Source organism: Streptomyces sp. ME19-01-6 (genome assembly GCF_033793745.1).
Classification (GTDB): domain Bacteria; phylum Actinomycetota; class Actinomycetes; order Streptomycetales; family Streptomycetaceae; genus Streptomyces.
This window is the reverse complement of the sequence record NZ_JARAXF010000001.1, coordinates 180,770-195,952: the sequence shown is the minus strand read 5'-3', so window position 1 is coordinate 195,952 and position 15,183 is coordinate 180,770. Positions and strand designations below refer to the sequence as shown.

The 15,183-nt window shown below is 73.4% G+C and carries 12 protein-coding genes; 4 read left to right on the top strand and 8 right to left on the bottom strand.

Annotation, left to right across the window (positions count from 1 at the left end; all coding sequences use genetic code 11):
• Positions 1-114 precede the first annotated feature (114 nt).
• Positions 115-882, bottom strand: a complete 768-nt coding sequence (locus PV419_RS00815; RefSeq protein ID WP_319685646.1) for a TerB family tellurite resistance protein — start codon at positions 880-882, stop codon at positions 115-117.
• 207 nt (positions 883-1,089) lie between these two features.
• Positions 1,090-2,874: a 2-isopropylmalate synthase gene (gene leuA / locus PV419_RS00810; protein WP_319685645.1), complete on the bottom strand. Its 1,785-nt coding sequence runs from the start codon at positions 2,872-2,874 to the stop codon at positions 1,090-1,092.
• 307 nt (positions 2,875-3,181) lie between these two features.
• On the opposite strand from leuA, the gene PV419_RS00805 reads away from it, so the two are divergent.
• The 3 genes from PV419_RS00805 to PV419_RS00795 all read left to right on the top strand — a co-directional run bounded on the left by PV419_RS00805 (position 3,182) and on the right by PV419_RS00795 (position 6,495).
• The gene (locus PV419_RS00805) at positions 3,182-4,264 is read left to right on the top strand and encodes a M4 family metallopeptidase (RefSeq protein ID WP_319685644.1); all 1,083 of its coding nucleotides are present in this window, start codon (positions 3,182-3,184) and stop codon (positions 4,262-4,264) included.
• 93 nt (positions 4,265-4,357) lie between these two features.
• Positions 4,358-4,624, top strand: coding sequence for a protealysin inhibitor emfourin (locus tag PV419_RS00800; RefSeq protein ID WP_319685643.1), 267 nt, complete (start codon positions 4,358-4,360; stop codon positions 4,622-4,624).
• A gap of 122 nt (positions 4,625-4,746) precedes the next feature.
• Positions 4,747-6,495, top strand: coding sequence for a cholesterol oxidase substrate-binding domain-containing protein (locus PV419_RS00795; RefSeq protein WP_319685642.1), 1,749 nt, complete (start codon positions 4,747-4,749; stop codon positions 6,493-6,495).
• Positions 6,496-6,763: 268 nt separating this feature from the next.
• Here PV419_RS00795 and era read toward each other — a convergent pair whose 3' ends face one another.
• The 4 genes from era to PV419_RS00775 all read right to left on the bottom strand — a co-directional run bounded on the left by era (position 6,764) and on the right by PV419_RS00775 (position 10,336).
• Positions 6,764-7,729, bottom strand: a complete 966-nt coding sequence (era, locus tag PV419_RS00790) for a GTPase Era (protein WP_415925202.1) — start codon at positions 7,727-7,729, stop codon at positions 6,764-6,766.
• Between the two features lie 41 nt (positions 7,730-7,770).
• On the bottom strand, positions 7,771-8,766 hold the full coding sequence (locus PV419_RS00785) for an aldo/keto reductase (RefSeq protein WP_319685640.1): 996 nt from the start codon (positions 8,764-8,766) through the stop codon (positions 7,771-7,773).
• A gap of 156 nt (positions 8,767-8,922) precedes the next feature.
• Complete coding sequence (locus PV419_RS00780; protein ID WP_319685639.1) at positions 8,923-9,285, bottom strand: cytidine deaminase; 363 nt, start codon at positions 9,283-9,285, stop codon at positions 8,923-8,925.
• A 103-nt stretch (positions 9,286-9,388) separates the two neighbouring features.
• On the bottom strand, positions 9,389-10,336 hold the full coding sequence (locus tag PV419_RS00775) for an SDR family NAD(P)-dependent oxidoreductase (RefSeq protein WP_319685638.1): 948 nt from the start codon (positions 10,334-10,336) through the stop codon (positions 9,389-9,391).
• 123 nt (positions 10,337-10,459) lie between these two features.
• On the opposite strand from PV419_RS00775, the gene PV419_RS00770 reads away from it, so the two are divergent.
• The gene (locus PV419_RS00770; protein ID WP_319685637.1) at positions 10,460-13,288 is read left to right on the top strand and encodes an AAA family ATPase; all 2,829 of its coding nucleotides are present in this window, start codon (positions 10,460-10,462) and stop codon (positions 13,286-13,288) included.
• 86 nt (positions 13,289-13,374) lie between these two features.
• Here the strand turns inward: PV419_RS00770 and PV419_RS00765 are convergent, their stop codons facing one another.
• The gene (locus PV419_RS00765; protein WP_319685636.1) at positions 13,375-14,688 is read right to left on the bottom strand and encodes a hemolysin family protein; all 1,314 of its coding nucleotides are present in this window, start codon (positions 14,686-14,688) and stop codon (positions 13,375-13,377) included.
• A complete protein-coding gene (ybeY, locus tag PV419_RS00760; protein ID WP_311722500.1) occupies positions 14,685-15,182 on the bottom strand; it encodes an rRNA maturation RNase YbeY in 498 nt (165 codons plus the stop codon). Before ybeY ends, PV419_RS00765 begins: the two co-directional genes overlap by 4 nt.
• Between the last annotated feature and the right edge of the window lies 1 nt (position 15,183).

Below are 15,183 nucleotides of genomic sequence, written 5' to 3'. Positions count from 1 at the left end.
GCGAAGCGGGCCCGATTACTCCCGGGGAAGTAACGCCGCCGCGGAAAGCGACGTCGTACGCCCCCTCGGAAACGGGCCCGGACGGATCAGAGGAGACGGATCAGAGGAGACGGATCAGAAAGGCGCGCGGATCGCGGCCATCAGCCGGGCCGTGTCGTCGGGACAGATCATCAGCGCCCGGCCCACGGTCTCCAGCACGGCGCGCTCCGCCGGCCGGTACGGGCCGTCGGCCACCGCGATCCGGGCGCCCTGCAGCAGGATCGACTCCCGCCCCGTCGGCGCCAGGTGCGGTGCCAGCGGCTCCAGGGCCTCGTGGAGCTCGATGGCCAGCGCGGTACCGCACGGGTCGAGGCCGTCCCGCCCGATGTCCCGGCCGCCCTGTCCGGCGGTGCCCGCGGCCGCGGCGGTCGCGGCGTCGTACGCGGCGGCGCCGGGGAGCCGCCCGGTGTCGGCGGCGAGCGCCTCGATCAGCTCCAGCAGCTGCTCCTCGCCGCAGTCGGTGAACCCCGCGGCCCGCACCGCGCCGACCGCGGCCTGCCGCACCGCGGGCGAGTCGGTGCCGCCCGCGGCGAGCACCGCGAGGGCCACGGTGTGCACGGCGTCGCGCAGCATCGCGGAGAAGCGGGTGGTGGTGGGGTGGTCCAGCACCTCGGTGCCGAAGCGGCCGCCGCAGGCGGCGCACTCGACTACCGGGGCGACCGCCCCGCGCGGCAGGACCGGCAGGCCGAGGACGACGATACGGCGGCGGCCGGTGCGGCGGCGATAGTTCCGGTCGCCTCCGCAGTCGGGGCAGAAGAACTCGCCGTCGCCTACGGTCCGCCACAGAGTGCGGACGCCTATCACACACAGATCCCGGTCGCGTCGGGCTTGCGCGTGCGCCACGTCACACCTCCATAACGCTTCGGCCACGTTGCCGCGCTGACGTGATGCTAGCCACATCTATGATGCGGCGTCAGTACCCCGAACGGAGACAACAGGCCAAAGACAGGGCCCCGCCCGCCGTGACATCCGGGTACACGGCGGGCGGGGCCCGTGTGAGTGAAGCCGCCGCGCGGCACCTCACGCGGTTGACGCGGTCGGCGCCGGGTCTCAGCGGGCGGCGCGGTTGACCGCGGAGACGACGGCCTTCAGGGAGGCCCGCACGATGTTGGCGTCGACGCCGACGCCCCACAGCACCTTGCCGTCGATCGCGCACTCGATGTACGCGGCGGCCTGCGCGCCCGCGCCCTCGCTGAGGGTGTGCTCGGAGTAGTCCAGCAGCCGTACGTCCAGGTCAATGGCGGCCAGCGCGTCGAAGAACGCGGCCAGCGGGCCGTTGCCGGAGCCGGTCAGCACGGTCTCGGCGCCGTCCACGACGGCCTCGACGGTGAGCGCGTCGGTGCCCTCGCTCGTCGTCGAGGTCTGCGCGGAGCGCAGCGCGATCCGGCCCCACCGGTTGTCCTCGGTGGGCAGGTACTCGTCCTGGAAGACCGACCAGATCTGGGCCGGGGTGACCTCGCCGCCCTCGGCGTCGGTCTTGGCCTGAATAATCTTCGAGAACTCGATCTGCATCCGGCGCGGCAGGTCCAGCTTGTGGTCGTTCTTCAGGACATAGGCGATGCCGCCCTTGCCGGACTGGGAGTTGACGCGGATGACCGCCTCGTACGAGCGGCCGACGTCCTTGGGGTCGATCGGCAGGTACGGGACCGCCCACTCGATCTCGTCGACCGTCTTGCCCTGCTCGGCCGCGCTCGTCTCCATCGCCTCGAACCCCTTCTTGATGGCGTCCTGGTGGGAGCCGGAGAAGGCGGTGTAGACCAGATCGCCCGCGTACGGGTGGCGCGGGTGGATCTCCATCTGGTTGCAGTACTCGGCGGTGCGACGGATCTCGTCGATCTGCGAGAAGTCGATCTGCGGGTCGATGCCCTGGGAGAAGAGGTTCATGCCCAGCGTCACCAGGTCGACGTTGCCGGTGCGCTCGCCCTGCCCGAACAGACAGCCCTCGATGCGGTCCGCGCCCGCCATGATCGCCAGCTCGGCGGCGGCGACGGCGGTGCCGCGGTCGTTGTGCGGGTGGACCGACAGGCAGACGTGCTCGCGCCGGGACAGATGGCGCGACATCCACTCGAAGCGGTCCGCGTGCGTGGAGGGGGTGGAGCGCTCGACGGTGGCGGGCAGATTGAGGATGATCTCGCGGCCGTCCTCGGGCTGCCAGACGTCCATGACGCCCTCGCAGACCTCCAGCGCGAAGTCCAGCTCAGTGTCGGTGAAGATCTCGGGGCTGTACTGGTAGCCGAAGACCGTCTCAGCGCCCAGGATCTTGTCGGCGTACTCCACCACCAGCCGGGTGCCGTCCACCGCGATCTGCTTGACCTGCTCGCGCGAGCCCCGGAAGACCACCCGGCGGAAGACGGGGGCGGTGGCGTTGTACAGGTGGACGGTCGCCCTGTGGGCCCCGCGCAGGGACTCCACGGTGCGCTCGATCAGCTCCTCGCGGGCCTGGGTGAGGACGGAGATCGTCACGTCCTCGGGGATCGCGCCCTCTTCGATGATCGACCGTACGAAGTCGAAGTCGGTCTGTCCGGACGAGGGGAAGCCGACCTCGATCTCCTTGTAGCCCATGCGCACCAGCAGGTCGAACATCTCGCGCTTGCGGGCCGGGGACATCGGGTCGATCAGGGCCTGGTTGCCGTCGCGCAGGTCCGTGGACAGCCAGCGGGGGGCGGCGGTGATGCGCTTGTCCGGCCAGGTGCGGTCGGGGATGTCCACGGCCTCGTACTGGCCGTACTTGTGGATCGGCATCCCGGACGGGCGCTGGGTGACGGTCGCGGCGGTGATCGGCGTACGACGCCCGATGGGGCTCTGGGCGCTCGCGGAATGATCAGACGTGCTCATGATGCGTGGGGCTCCTCGTATGTCCGCTGGGCGGCCGACGGGGCGTATGCACCGCAACACCGAACTCCGCGGGGAGGGGGTCGGCCTACGACTACAGGCCCTCGCCGCGGCAGCTAAGAAGAAGCAGCCCGAAACGCATGATGTCTAGAAGCGTAACCGAGACCCGCGGGGCCGGCGGACCCGTATCACCATGCGGGATGACGTATGCGTCACATTCTTCCCGGCCGAATAGCCATCAACCACTCGATTTCAGGAATCGTGACGTCAAGGCGTGACAACCGATGCACAGACTGCCACATTGCCTCGCATGGACGCCAACGCGAACAACCACCCCGTTTTCTGCACCATCGTGCCGCCGCATGTCCTCGACAAACTGGCCCAGGCGGAGGACCCCCGGCTGGCCGAGCCCGCCCGTCGCACCCTGGAGCGCGACGCCCTGGAGCGCACCCGCCGCCGCATCACCACCGTCCGCGGCGTCGCCGCCCCCGCCGGAGCGCCCTCCGACAAGCCCAAGCGCACCATCTTCGACGCCGGGCACAGGGAGACCCTGCCGGGTAGGAAGGCGCGCGCCGAGGGCGGCCAGGCCACCGGCGACGGCACGGTGAACCGCGCGTACGACGGCCTCGGCGCGACCTTCGAGATGTTCCTCAAGGCATACGGCAGGCGCTCTATCGACGACTCCGGGCTGCCGCTGAACGCCACCGTCCACTACGGCCAGGAGTACGGCAACGCCTTCTGGAACGGCGAACAGATGGTCTTCGGCGACGGCGACGGCGAGATCTTCAAGGACTTCACCATCCCGGTCGACGTGACGGCCCACGAGCTCACCCACGGCGTCACCCAGTACACGTCCAACCTGGAGTACTTCGGCCAGTCCGGCGCGCTCAACGAGTCCATGTCGGATGTCTTCGGCTCCCTCACCAAGCAGCACCAGCTCGGCCAGACGGCCGACGAGGCCGACTGGCTGATCGGCGCCGGGCTGCTCGCGGAGGGCGTCACCGGCGTCGCGCTGCGCTCGATGAAAGCCCCCGGCACGGCGTACGACGACGACGTCCTCGGCAAGGACCCGCAGCCGGCGACGATGGAGCACTATGTGCGCACCTCGCGTGACAACGGCGGAGTGCACATCAACTCCGGCATCCCCAACCACGCCTTCTACCTCGTCGCCAAGGCCCTCGGCGGCCACGCCTGGGAGCGCGCCGGACAGATCTGGTACGACACCCTGACCGGCGGCGACCTGGCCTACGACGCGGATTTCGCCGACTTCGCCCAGCTGACGGTGGCGGCCGCGCAGTCGCGGTACGGGGAGGGCGAGGAGCAGCGGGCGGTGCTGAACGCCTGGGCCGAGGTGGGCATCTCCGACCTGCGGGCGCGGGCGGGGGCGCGCTGAGCCCCACGGCGCGCCGGGGGCCGTACGGACGGATCTTCGGCGGATCTCCGCGCCTGCGGCGGGCCGCGGCCCGTACCGGGTACTGATGGATCCATGCGCATTTCCGTCACCCGCACCGGCGGGTTCGCCGGTATCGAGCGCCGGGCCGAGCTGGACACCTCCGGCCGGCCCGACGCCAAGCACCTGGAAGCCCTGGCCCACCAGGCCGTCGAGACCGGACACATCACGCCCTCGCGCGGCGTCCCGGACGGCTTCCACTACGAGATCACGGTGGACGGGCGGACCGTCCACGCCGCCGACCCGCACCTGAGCGACGCCCAGCGGGAGCTGGTGCGCACCGTCCTCAAGGAGGGCGCGTAAAGCTCGCCTCCCCCTCACGCGTGCCCCGCACCCGTACGGCCCCACCCGCGCAGCCTCACTCGTACGGGTGAGTTTTGCTGCTGAACGGTTTGACTTTCCGTCATCGGTGAAGCGGCATGCGCATGCTTACTCCTCGCGCATTACTGTCCCGCCGCCGCGCGCTGAAAGCCGCGGCCGTCGCCGGGTCGCTGGCCGTCCCGCCCGTGCTCGGCGGCCTGCCCACCGCCGCGGCGGCCGGGCCCGAGCCGCCCGAGCTGCCCGCCGGGCTCACCGCCCACCGCTCCCCCTATCTGAACTGGTCCGGCGAGATCGGCCACCACGGGCTGTGGGCCTGCGCCCCGCGCACCCCCGAAGACGTCGTGGCGCTGGCGAACTGGGCGCACAAGGCGGGCTGGCGGCTGCGGCCCCGCGGCAAGGCGCACAACTGGTCCCCACTGACCATCACCCCCACCACCGCGGATGACGCGAAGGTGCTGCTGCTGGACACCACCGAGCGCCTGACCGCGATCCGCCTGGAGAGCCCGGCCCCGCACGGTGTCGTCCGGGCCCAGACCGGGGCGACCGTCGAGCAGCTGCTGGAGTTCCTCGGCGGCCACGGCCTCGGGGTGACCAACACCCCGGCCCCCGGCGAGCTGACGCTCGGCGGGGTGCTCGCCATCGACGGGCACGGCACCAGCGTCCCGGCCGACGGCGAGACGCCGCTCCCCGGCCACACCTACGGCACGCTCAGCAACCTCATCCTGCGGCTCACCGCCGTGGTCTGGGACCCGGACGAGGACGCGTACGTCCTGCGGACCTTCGACCGCGCCACCGACCGGGACGCCGACGCGCTCCTGACCCACCTCGGCCGCGCCTTCATCACCGAGGCCGTGCTGCAGGCGGGCCCCGACACCCAGCTGCGCTGCCAGAGCCGGATCGATCTCACCGTCGACGAGCTGTTCGCCGCGCCGGGCAGCCCTCTGGCCCGCCGGGGGCGCACCTTCGCCGACTTCATGGCCGAGTCGGGCCGGGTGGAGGCCATCTGGTTCGCGTACACGGACAAGCCGTGGCTGAAGGTGTGGAGCGTCAGCCCGCGGCGCCCGGCCGCGTCCCGCCCGACCACCGGCCCGTACAACTATCCGTTCTCCGACGCGCTGCCGACGCCCGTCTCCCGGCTCGCCGGTCGCCTGGTCGGCGAGGGCGCCTGGTATCTGGCCCCCGAGCTGGGCGCCGCGCAGTACACGGTCGCCGCGACCGGGCTCACCGCCACCGTCTCGGCCGACCTGTGGGGCCCGTCCCGGGACCTGCTGATGTATCTGCGGCCGACGACCCTGCGCGAGACGGCGAACGGCTACGCCATCGTGACCGCACGCTCCCAGGTGCAGCGGGTGATCTCGGAGTTCACCGGCTTCTACCGGGAGCGGCTGAAGGCATGGGCCCACGAGGGCCGGTTCCCGGTCAACGGGCAGGTCGAGATCCGGGTCAGCGGCCTGGACCAGCCGCGCGACGTACGCGCCGAGGGCGCCCGGCCGCCGCTGCTGTCCGTACTGCGGCCGCGCGGGGACCGGCCCGAGTGGGACGTGGCGGTGTGGGTGGATGTGCTCACCCAGCCGACGACGCCGGGGGCGATGGAGTTCTACCGCGAGCTGGAGGAATTCTGCCTGCGGACCTTCGACGGCGGATACGCGGAGACGCGGGTCGAGTGGTCCAAGGGCTGGGGCTACACCGACACGGCCGCCTGGGACGCGGAGGAGATCATCTCCGGCACGGTCCCCAGGACGTACCGGGCGGGCCCCGACCCCTCCTGGGACCGGGCGGTGCGCACCCTGGACCGGCTGGATCCGCACCGCGTCTTCGGCAACCCGTTCCTGGACCGGTTGCTGAAGCGTTGACTGCCGCCGCGGTCAGAACCCCAGCTTCCGCAGCTGCCTCGGGACCCCCTCCGCCTGCCGCCCTCGCACCACTCGGCCCCAGAGGGCCTCCCGGGCTTCGGACCGCTGCGCCGGCCTCCGACCGGCGGTGCCGTGTGCGCTCAGAACCCCAGCTTCCGCAGCTGCCTCGGGACCCCCTCCGCCTGCCGCCCTCGCACCACTCGGCCCCAGAGGGCCTCCCGGGCTTCGGACCGCTGCGCCGGCCTCCGACCGGCGGTGCCGTGTGCGCTCAGAACCCCAGCTTCCGCAGCTGCCTCGGGTCGCGCTGCCAGTCCTTCGCGACCTTCACATGCAGGTCGAGGAAGACGGGCGTGCCCAGCAGCGCCTCGATGTGCTTGCGGGACTTCGTCCCGACCTCCTTCAGGCGCTTGCCCTTGGGGCCGATGATGATGCCCTTCTGGCTGGGGCGCTCGATGTAGAGGTTGGCGTGGATGTCGAGGAGGGGCTTGTCCGCGGGGCGGTCCTCGCGGGGCAGCATCTCCTCGACCACCACGGCGATGGAGTGCGGCAGCTCGTCCCGGACGCCCTCCAGGGCCGCCTCGCGGATCAGCTCGGCGACCATGACCTGCTCGGGCTCGTCGGTGAGATCGCCCTCGGGGTAGAGCGCCGGGCCCTCCGGGAGCAGCGGCGCGAGCAGGTCCGCGAGCAGCGCCACCCGGTCGCCGCCGGTGGCGGAGACGGGGACGATCTCGGCCCACTCGAAGCCCAGCTCCTTGCCGAGCCGGTCGACGGCGATCAGCTGCTCGGCGAGCTGCTGGGAGTCGACCAGGTCGGTCTTGGTGACGATGGCGATCTTGGGGGTCTTCTTGATCCCGGCCAGCTCGCCCGCGATGAAGCGGTCCCCGGGGCCGAGCTTCTGGTCGGCGGGCAGACAGAAGCCGATGACGTCGACCTCGGCCCAGGTGGTCCGTACGACGTCGTTCAGGCGCTCGCCGAGCAGGGTGCGCGGCTTGTGCAGGCCCGGGGTGTCGACCAGCACCAGCTGGGCGTCGGGGCGGTGCACGATGCCGCGGACGGTGTGGCGGGTGGTCTGCGGGCGGTTGGAGGTGATCGCGACCTTCGTCCCCACCAGTGCGTTGGTCAGGGTCGACTTGCCCGCGTTGGGGCGGCCGACGAAGCAGGCGAAGCCCGCGCGGTGCGGGGTCGCCTGGGGCTCGGGCTGGGAGGGGGACGTAGCGGCACTCATGGCGCCCATTGTCCCCGATACCGCGGCCCTGGCCGACCAGCCGGCCGCGGTCAGCCGAGGAGGGCGCTGGTGCCCTCGGGGGCGAAGGTGGCCAGGGTCTCGGCGATCCGGGCGAGGGTCTCGGCGGTGAGTTCGGTGCGGGCCGCGGCGAGGTTCTCCGCGATGTGGGCCGGGGTGCGGCTGCCGGGGATCGGGACGACGTGCTCGTACTGGTGGAGCAGCCAGGCCAGTGCCAGCTGCCCCGGGGTCAGGCCGAGGTCGGCGGCGATGGCGCGCAGCGGCGCGAAGCGGTCGTTGTTCGCCTGCAGGTTGCCGTCGTGGAAGCGGGGGATGAAGCGGCGGAAGTCCTCGGCGCTGACGTCCTGGACCGTGCCGGTCAGGAAGCCGCTGCCGAGCGGGGACCAGGCCACGACGCCCACGCCCAGCTCGCGGGCGGCGGCGAACAGCTCGGCGTCCACGGGGGTCCACATCGACCACTGGGCCTGCACGGCCGCGACCGGGTGGACGGCGTGGGCGCGGCGCAGCTGCTCGGCGGTGACGTTGGACAGCCCGAGGTGCCGGACCAGGCCGTCAAAGATCAGCTCGGCGACCGCTCCGACGGTGTCCTCGATCGGGACGGTGGGGTCCGGGAAGTGCGGGTAGTAGAGGTCGATCCGGTCGGTGCCGAGGGTGCGCAGGGAGGTCTCGGCGTAGGAGCGGATGTGGCGGGGCTCGGCGTTCACGGCCAGCTCGCCGTAGGTGTAGTTGACGGGGAAGGGGTGGCCCTCGACGCCCTCGGGGCGGCGGAAGCCGAACTTGGTGGCGATGGTGACCTCGTCGCGGCGGCCCCGTACGGCCTGGCCGACGATGCGCTCGTTGTGGCCGTCCTCCCCGTAGCCGTCGGAGGTGTCGATGTGCGTGGCGCCCTCGTCGACGGCGGAGCGCAGGGCGGTCAGGGCGCGGTCGTCGTCGATCTCCCCGTACACGCCGGGGGACAGCACCATCGCGCCGTAGCCGATCGCGGAGGTCTTCAGGTCGCCGAGGGTGCGGGTGGGAAGGGCGGTCATGAGGTGGTGGCTCCTGGGTGCGGAGGGGGGTGGCCGGGGCGTTCCCCCGGCCTGCCCTCAGCTTTCCGCCCGGGCCCGGCGAGCGTCCAAGATCTGTTGTCATAGCCGACGGCTATGACCACCTGACCTGCGCATACGCCCGCAGGCCCGCGGCGCTCAGGCCTGGACGGTGGTGCGCAGGCCGCCGTCCGGGCCCGCCAGCAGGACCGGGGTGCCTTCACCGCCGAGCTCCCGTACGGCCGCGCGGTCCTCCTCCGGGACAGTCTCCGCGTCGGTCACGACGGCCGCGGCCTCCAGGGACTTCGCGCCGCTGGCGACCGCCATGGCGACGGCGGTCCGCACCGCGCTCAGCTGCAGGGAGGGGAGGGAGACCGTGCCCGCCACATAGGTGCGGCCGGTCTCGTCGCGTACGGCGGCGCCCTCCGCGACGCCGTTGCGGGCTCGTGCGGAGCGGGCAAGGGTGATGATCTTGCGGTCTTCGGGGTCCAGGGGTGCGGCTTCGCTCATGCGGATGAGCATAGGCGGGGCGGTACGCGAGGGGGCGGTCGCCCGCCGGGCATCGGGCTGTGCGGCCAGGTCCGACGGGCGCGGCCACGGTGCAGGGGCCGCCTGGCCCCCCTGCCTACTGCGGCGGCTGGGGGAAGCCCTCCGGCCAGACCATCTTCGAACCGGCGAGTGCGCCGCCGTCCACCGGGACCGAGGCGCCCGTCATGAAGGCGAACTGGTCGGAGGCGAGGGCCAGCACGGAATCGGCGATCTCCTCGGCGGTGGCCATCCGCTGCAGGCCGGGCACGTTCAGCGAGCCCCACGCCTTCTTGTACGCCGCCCAGTCGGCGTCGGACACGCCCTTGGGGCGCACCAGCGGGGTGTCGGTCGTGCCGGGCAGGATCGCGTTGACGCGGATCCCCTTGGAGCCGTAGTCGAGGGCGGCGGACCGCACGATGCCCTCCACGCCGCGCTTGCTCGCCGTGTATCCGGCGTGGCCCGGCCGGGCCCGCTCCGCCCCGGCGGAGGAGGTGCAGACGATCACGCCGCCGCCCCGCTGGAGCAGGTGCGGGATCTCGTACTTGATCGCCAGGAAGACCCCGCGCTCGTTGGTGCCGATGATGTCGTCCCACTCGGCGACGCCGGTCTCGTGCAGCGGCTTGGAGAACTCGACGCCCGCGTTGTTGAACGCCACGTCCAGACCGCCGTAACGGCTCGCCACCTTGTCCACGAAGGTCTTGACCTGGTCCGCGTCCCGGACGTCCGCCCGGATGTAGACGGCCTCCCCGCCCGCCTTCCGGATCTCCCGCTCGACCTTTGCGCCGAGGTTCTCCCGGCGCCCGCAGAACCCCACCTTGGCGCCCTCGGCGGCGAACGCCTTGGCCGTCGCCCGGCCGATGCCCGATGTCGCGCCGGTGATGACCACCACCTTCCCGGCGAAGCACGCCTTGCCCGCCGCGCTCGCCTCGCCCTTCCGCGCGGCGGCCTGCGCCCCCTGTGTCCCGGCGGCCGCCGCGGCGAGCCCGGCGGCCCCGGCCAGGGCCCCCGAGATGGCTCTGCGGCGGTTGAAGGGTGTCTCGGACACGATCCGGCTCCTCGCTCTGCGTGGGTGATGTGCTGCCGTACGGCCTGCCGTACGGATCGAGCTTCCGCCGGGGACCAGGGCGCGGGCATCTGTCACATCGACTGGTCCCGATACGCTCGGCGCATGGGACCTCTGCACGGGCGGGACGGCGAACGGGCCGCCGTCCGCGCCCTCGTCGCCGACGCGGTCGCCGGGCGGGGCCGGGCCCTGCTGGTGCGCGGGGAGGCGGGGATCGGCAAGTCGGCCCTGCTGAGCGACGCCCTCTCGTACGCGGCGCGGGAGCACCCCGGTGTCGTGGTGCTGCGCTGCGCCGGCCTGGAGTCCGAGGTCGCGCTCGGCTTCGGCGGGCTCCAGCAGCTGTTGTCGCCCGTGCTGTCCCTGGCCGAGGACCTGCCGGACGCGCAACGGGCCGCCCTGCACGCCGCGTTGGGGATGACGGGCGGTACGGCCACGGACCTGATGGTGTGCACGGCCGCGCTGGCGCTGCTGCGGCGGGCGGCCGAACGCGCTCCCCTGCTGCTGGCCGTCGACGACCTGCAGTGGCTGGACCGGGCGACCCTCACGGCGGTCCTCTTCGCGGCCCGCCGGCTGGGCGGGCTGCGGACCTCGGTCCTGCTCGCCGTCCGCGACGACGCGGAGGACATGCCCGTACGCGCCGGTGACCTGCCGGGCCTGCGGCTGCGCGGGCTCGGCCCGCGGGAGGCCGGGGCCCTGCTGGCCGGGCGGGGCCGCGGCATCAACGGCCCGGAACTCGCCGCGCTGGTCGCCGAGACGGGCGGCAACCCCCTGGCGCTGATCGAGCTGACCGCGACCGGAGCCGCGGCGGAGGGGAACCGGCCGCTGCACCACGGCCCGCAGCCCCTCGGCCCGCTCCCCCACGGTCCACTGCCGCTGACCGCGCGCCTGCGCGAGGCGTTCGCGCTCCGGGTACGTGCGCTCCCCGCGGCCGAACGCACCCTGCTGCTCGTCGCGGCGGCCGAGGACCGGGGCCGCACCGACGTCGTGCTGGCGGCGGCCGCCCGGCTGGGCGTCACCGCCGCCGCGCTCACCGCGGCCGAACGCGCCGGTCTGCTCCGGGTGTCGGGCCCCGACCTCCGCTTCCGCCACCCGCTGGTCCGCTCCGCGGTCTACGCCGACGCCCCGTTCCTGGAGCGCCGCGCCGCCCACCTGGCCCTCGCGGCCGAACTGGCCGACACCGGTTTGACCACCGCCGCCGCCTGGCACCGCGCCCTCGCGGCCACCGGCCCCGACGAGGCCGTGGCGGCCGCTCTGGAAGGCGGTGCGGACGAGATCGCCGACCGCGGCGGGCTCTCCGCCGTCGCGTCCGTCCTCAGCCGCGCCGCCGACCTCAGCCCGACCGCCGCGGCCCGCGCCCGCCGCCTGGCGGCCGCCGCCCACGCCGCGTGGAAGTCCGGCCACCGAGACACGGCCCACCGCCTGGCCGCCCGAGCCGGCGCGGGCCGGGGCACCCGGATCGCGCTGGCCCGCCTGCGCGGGCTCATGGGGCATTCGGGCGGGCATCAGGACGCCGCGCTGCGGGAGCTGGTCCGCAGCGCCGACGCGCTCGTCCCGCACTCCCCCGAGGCGGCGGCCGCGCTGCTGTTCATGGCGTGCGACGCGGCCGACCACGCCGACCGGGGCGACCGGCTGCGCGAGGCCGCGCTGCTCATCGCCGGGCTGGAACTCGACCCTCGCTACCGGCAGTACGGGCGGCTGCTCGCGGCCGCCTTCGACGGGGAGCCGTCCGCGCACGGCGCCGACCCGTGGCGGATTCTGCGCGAGGGCCCCGACGAGCTCGGAACCAGCGGGGTGCACCGCTGGCTGTGGCCGCTGGTGATCACCCGCGACGGTCCGGCACCGCGCCGCGCCAGAGACTTCGCCCTGGCCGCGTGCGAGAACATCCGCTCCTCCGGCACGCTCGCCCTGCTCGCCCCGCCGATGATCTGGCTCGCCGGACTGGAGTGCGAGCTGGGCCTGGTGCGGGCCGCCGGGGAGCACGCCGAGGAGGCGCTGCGGCTGACCCGGGACATGGACCAGCCGGTGCGGGCCGCCGACGCGCTGGCCGTGCTGGCCCGGCTGGCCGCGCTGCGCGGCGACGAGGCCGCGTGCCGTGCGCACGCCGAGGCGGCGCTGGCCGGCGCGCTCCCCCTCGGCAACCGCTCGGCCGCCGCCGAGGCCACCTGGGCGACGGCGCTGCTGGCCCTGGCCCGCGGCGAACACGACGAGGCCCGCGAGCGGCTGACGGCGGTGCACAGGCCCGGCTCGCCGTACGCGCACGGGCGGATCGCCCGCCGGTCCGCGGCCGATCTGGTCGAGGCGCACCGGGCGGCGGGCGACGCGACGGGCGCCCGGGCGACGGCGGAGAGGTTCGGGGCGTGGGCGGTCGGCAGCGGTCTGCCGTGGGCCCGCGCGCAGTGGCACCGCAGCCGGGCGCTGATGGCCGACGGGGAGGACGCGGACGCCGCCTTCCGGGCGGCCCACCGCGCCACCCCCGATACGAACGCGGACACCCGCCCCAACAGCCCTGAAGCCGACGCGGACGGCCTTCACGACCACCCCTTCGCCCGTGCCCGCTCCGCCCTGCTGCACGGCGAATGGCTGCGCCGCGAGCGGCGGCCGGGCGAGGCGCGGGCGCACCTGCGGCTCGCCGCCGACCTGTTCGAGGGGCTCGGTGCGCCCGTATGGCGGGACCGGGCGCGCGGCGAGCTGCGGGCGGCCGGTGGTTCGGCACGGCGCGGCGGCGAGGACCCGGCGGCCCGGCTCACCGCGCAGGAGCTGCAGGTGGCGCGGCTGGCGGCGGGCGGCCTCACCAACCGCGAGATCGGTACCCGGCTGGGGGTGAGCCCGCGCACCGTCGGCTACCACCTGTACAAGATCTTCCCGAAGCTGGGCATCACCGCGCGGGGCGAGCTGCGCGCCCTCGCACTGAGCGAGGACGCCCACCGGGCGTAGGCCTGCCGCCTCGCCGATCCGCCTGCCGCCTCGCCGATCCGCGGGGCCCACCCCTCGGGCTCACGCCTCGGGCCCGGTCCTCGGGCTCAGTCCTCGGGGTCGGTCTCCGCCGTCGCGCGGACCGGCTCGACCAGGACCGTGACGATGCGGTTGCGGCGGCCGGCCGTGGACTCGGCGGTCAGCCGCAGGGACTTGAGGTCGGAGTCCGGGCCGCCGTCCTCGACCTCGACCTCCGCCGTGGCGCCCGCGATCGGCACCCGCCCCAGCGACTTGGCCAGCAGCCCGCCGACCGTCTCGACGTCCTCGTCGTCCAGGTCCGTCCCGTACAGCTCGCCGAGGTCGTCCAGGCCGAGCCGGGCGGTGACCCGGTGGGTGCCGTCGCCCAGGTCCTGGATCGGCGGCAGCTCGCGGTCGTACTCGTCGGTGATCTCGCCGACGATCTCCTCCAGGATGTCCTCGATGGTGACGATCCCGGCCGTGCCGCCGTATTCGTCGACGACGACCGCGACGTGGTTGCGCTCCTGCTGCATCTCGCGCAGCAGGTCCCCCGCGTTCTTGGTGTCCGGCACGAAGGCGGCGGGCCGCATGGCGGTGGAGACCAGCTCGGACTCGGCCTCGCGGTTGATATGCGTCTTACGGGCCAGGTCCTTGAGGTAGACGATGCCGACGATGTCGTCCTCGTTCTCACCGGTGACCGGGATCCGGGAGAACCCGGAGCGCAGCGCGAGGGTCAGGGCCTGCCGGATGGTCTTGAAGCGCTCGATGGCGACGAGGTCGGTGCGCGGCACCATCACCTCACGCACCAGCGTGTCGCCGAGCTCGAAGACGGAGTGCACCATGCGCCGCTCCTCGTCCTCGATCAGCGACTCCTTCTCCGCCAGGTCCACCAGGGCGCGCAGCTCGGCCTCGGAGGCGAAGGGGCCCTTACGGAAGCCCTTGCCGGGGGTCAGCGCGTTACCGATGAGGATCAGCAGCGGCGGGATGGGGCCCATGACGCGGGCCAGGGGCAGCAGGACATACGCGGCGGCGGTCGCGGTGTTCAGCGGGTGCTGGGCGCCGATGGTGCGCGGCGAGACACCGACGGCCACATACGAGACGAGGACCATCACGCCGATCGCGATGGTCAGCGCCTTCCATGTCTCGTCGAACTCGCGCAGACACGCGTAGGTGACGACCGCGCCGGCCGCCACCTCGCAGGCGACCCGCACCAGCAGTGCGACGTTCAGATAGCGGGTGGGGTCCGCGGCGACCTGCATCAGCCTGGCGCTGCCGCGCCGCCCGGCCCGGACGGCCTCCTCGGCGCGGAAGCGGGTGGTGCGGGCCAGACCGGCCTCGGCGCAGGCCGCGAGCCAGGCGACCACCACCAGCAGGACGGCGGCGACGATCAGTCGGCCGGTCATCGGGTCGTGGGGGCCGGGGAGGGGCCGGTCATGCCGCGCTCGGCCCGCCAGCCGTCGACGATGGCGGCCTGGAGGCCGAACATCTCGGCCCGCTCGTCCGGCTCCTCGTGGTCGTAGCCGAGGAGGTGGAGGACGCCGTGGACGGTCAGGAGCTGCAGCTCCTCGTCCATGGAGTGTCCGGTCGGCGCCTCCTCCCCCTGCTTCTTGGCCACCTCGGGGCAGAGCACGATGTCCCCGAGGAGGCCCTGCGGGGGCTCCTCGTCGTCCTTCGCGGGCGGGCGCAGCTCGTCCATCGGGAAGGACATGACGTCGGTGGGCCCCGGCAGGTCCATCCACTGGATGTGGAGCTGCTCCATGGCGTCGGCGTCGACGACGATCACCGAGAGCTCGGAGAGCGGGTGGATACGCATCCGGGCCAAGGCGTAGCGGGCGACATCCAGCACCGCCCGCTCATCGATCTCCGTGCCGGATTCATTGTTGACGTCGATCGCCATG

Bases quoted from the DNA above. Each gene is read 5' to 3' on its own strand.
- era (WP_415925202.1), bottom strand. From the start codon at position 7,729: ATGGGCGCCATGAGTGCCGCTACGTCCCCCTCCCAGCCCGAGCCCCAG.
- PV419_RS00800 (WP_319685643.1), top strand. From the start codon at position 4,358: ATGCGCATTTCCGTCACCCGCACCGGCGGGTTCGCCGGTATCGAGCGC.
- PV419_RS00770 (WP_319685637.1), top strand. From the start codon at position 10,460: ATGGGACCTCTGCACGGGCGGGACGGCGAACGGGCCGCCGTCCGCGCC.
- leuA (WP_319685645.1), bottom strand. From the start codon at position 2,874: ATGAGCACGTCTGATCATTCCGCGAGCGCCCAGAGCCCCATCGGGCGT.
- ybeY (WP_311722500.1), bottom strand. From the start codon at position 15,182: ATGGCGATCGACGTCAACAATGAATCCGGCACGGAGATCGATGAGCGG.
- PV419_RS00795 (WP_319685642.1), top strand. From the start codon at position 4,747: ATGCTTACTCCTCGCGCATTACTGTCCCGCCGCCGCGCGCTGAAAGCC.
- PV419_RS00780 (WP_319685639.1), bottom strand. From the start codon at position 9,285: ATGCTCATCCGCATGAGCGAAGCCGCACCCCTGGACCCCGAAGACCGC.
- PV419_RS00805 (WP_319685644.1), top strand. From the start codon at position 3,182: ATGGACGCCAACGCGAACAACCACCCCGTTTTCTGCACCATCGTGCCG.
- PV419_RS00785 (WP_319685640.1), bottom strand. From the start codon at position 8,766: ATGACCGCCCTTCCCACCCGCACCCTCGGCGACCTGAAGACCTCCGCG.
- PV419_RS00765 (WP_319685636.1), bottom strand. From the start codon at position 14,688: ATGACCGGCCGACTGATCGTCGCCGCCGTCCTGCTGGTGGTGGTCGCC.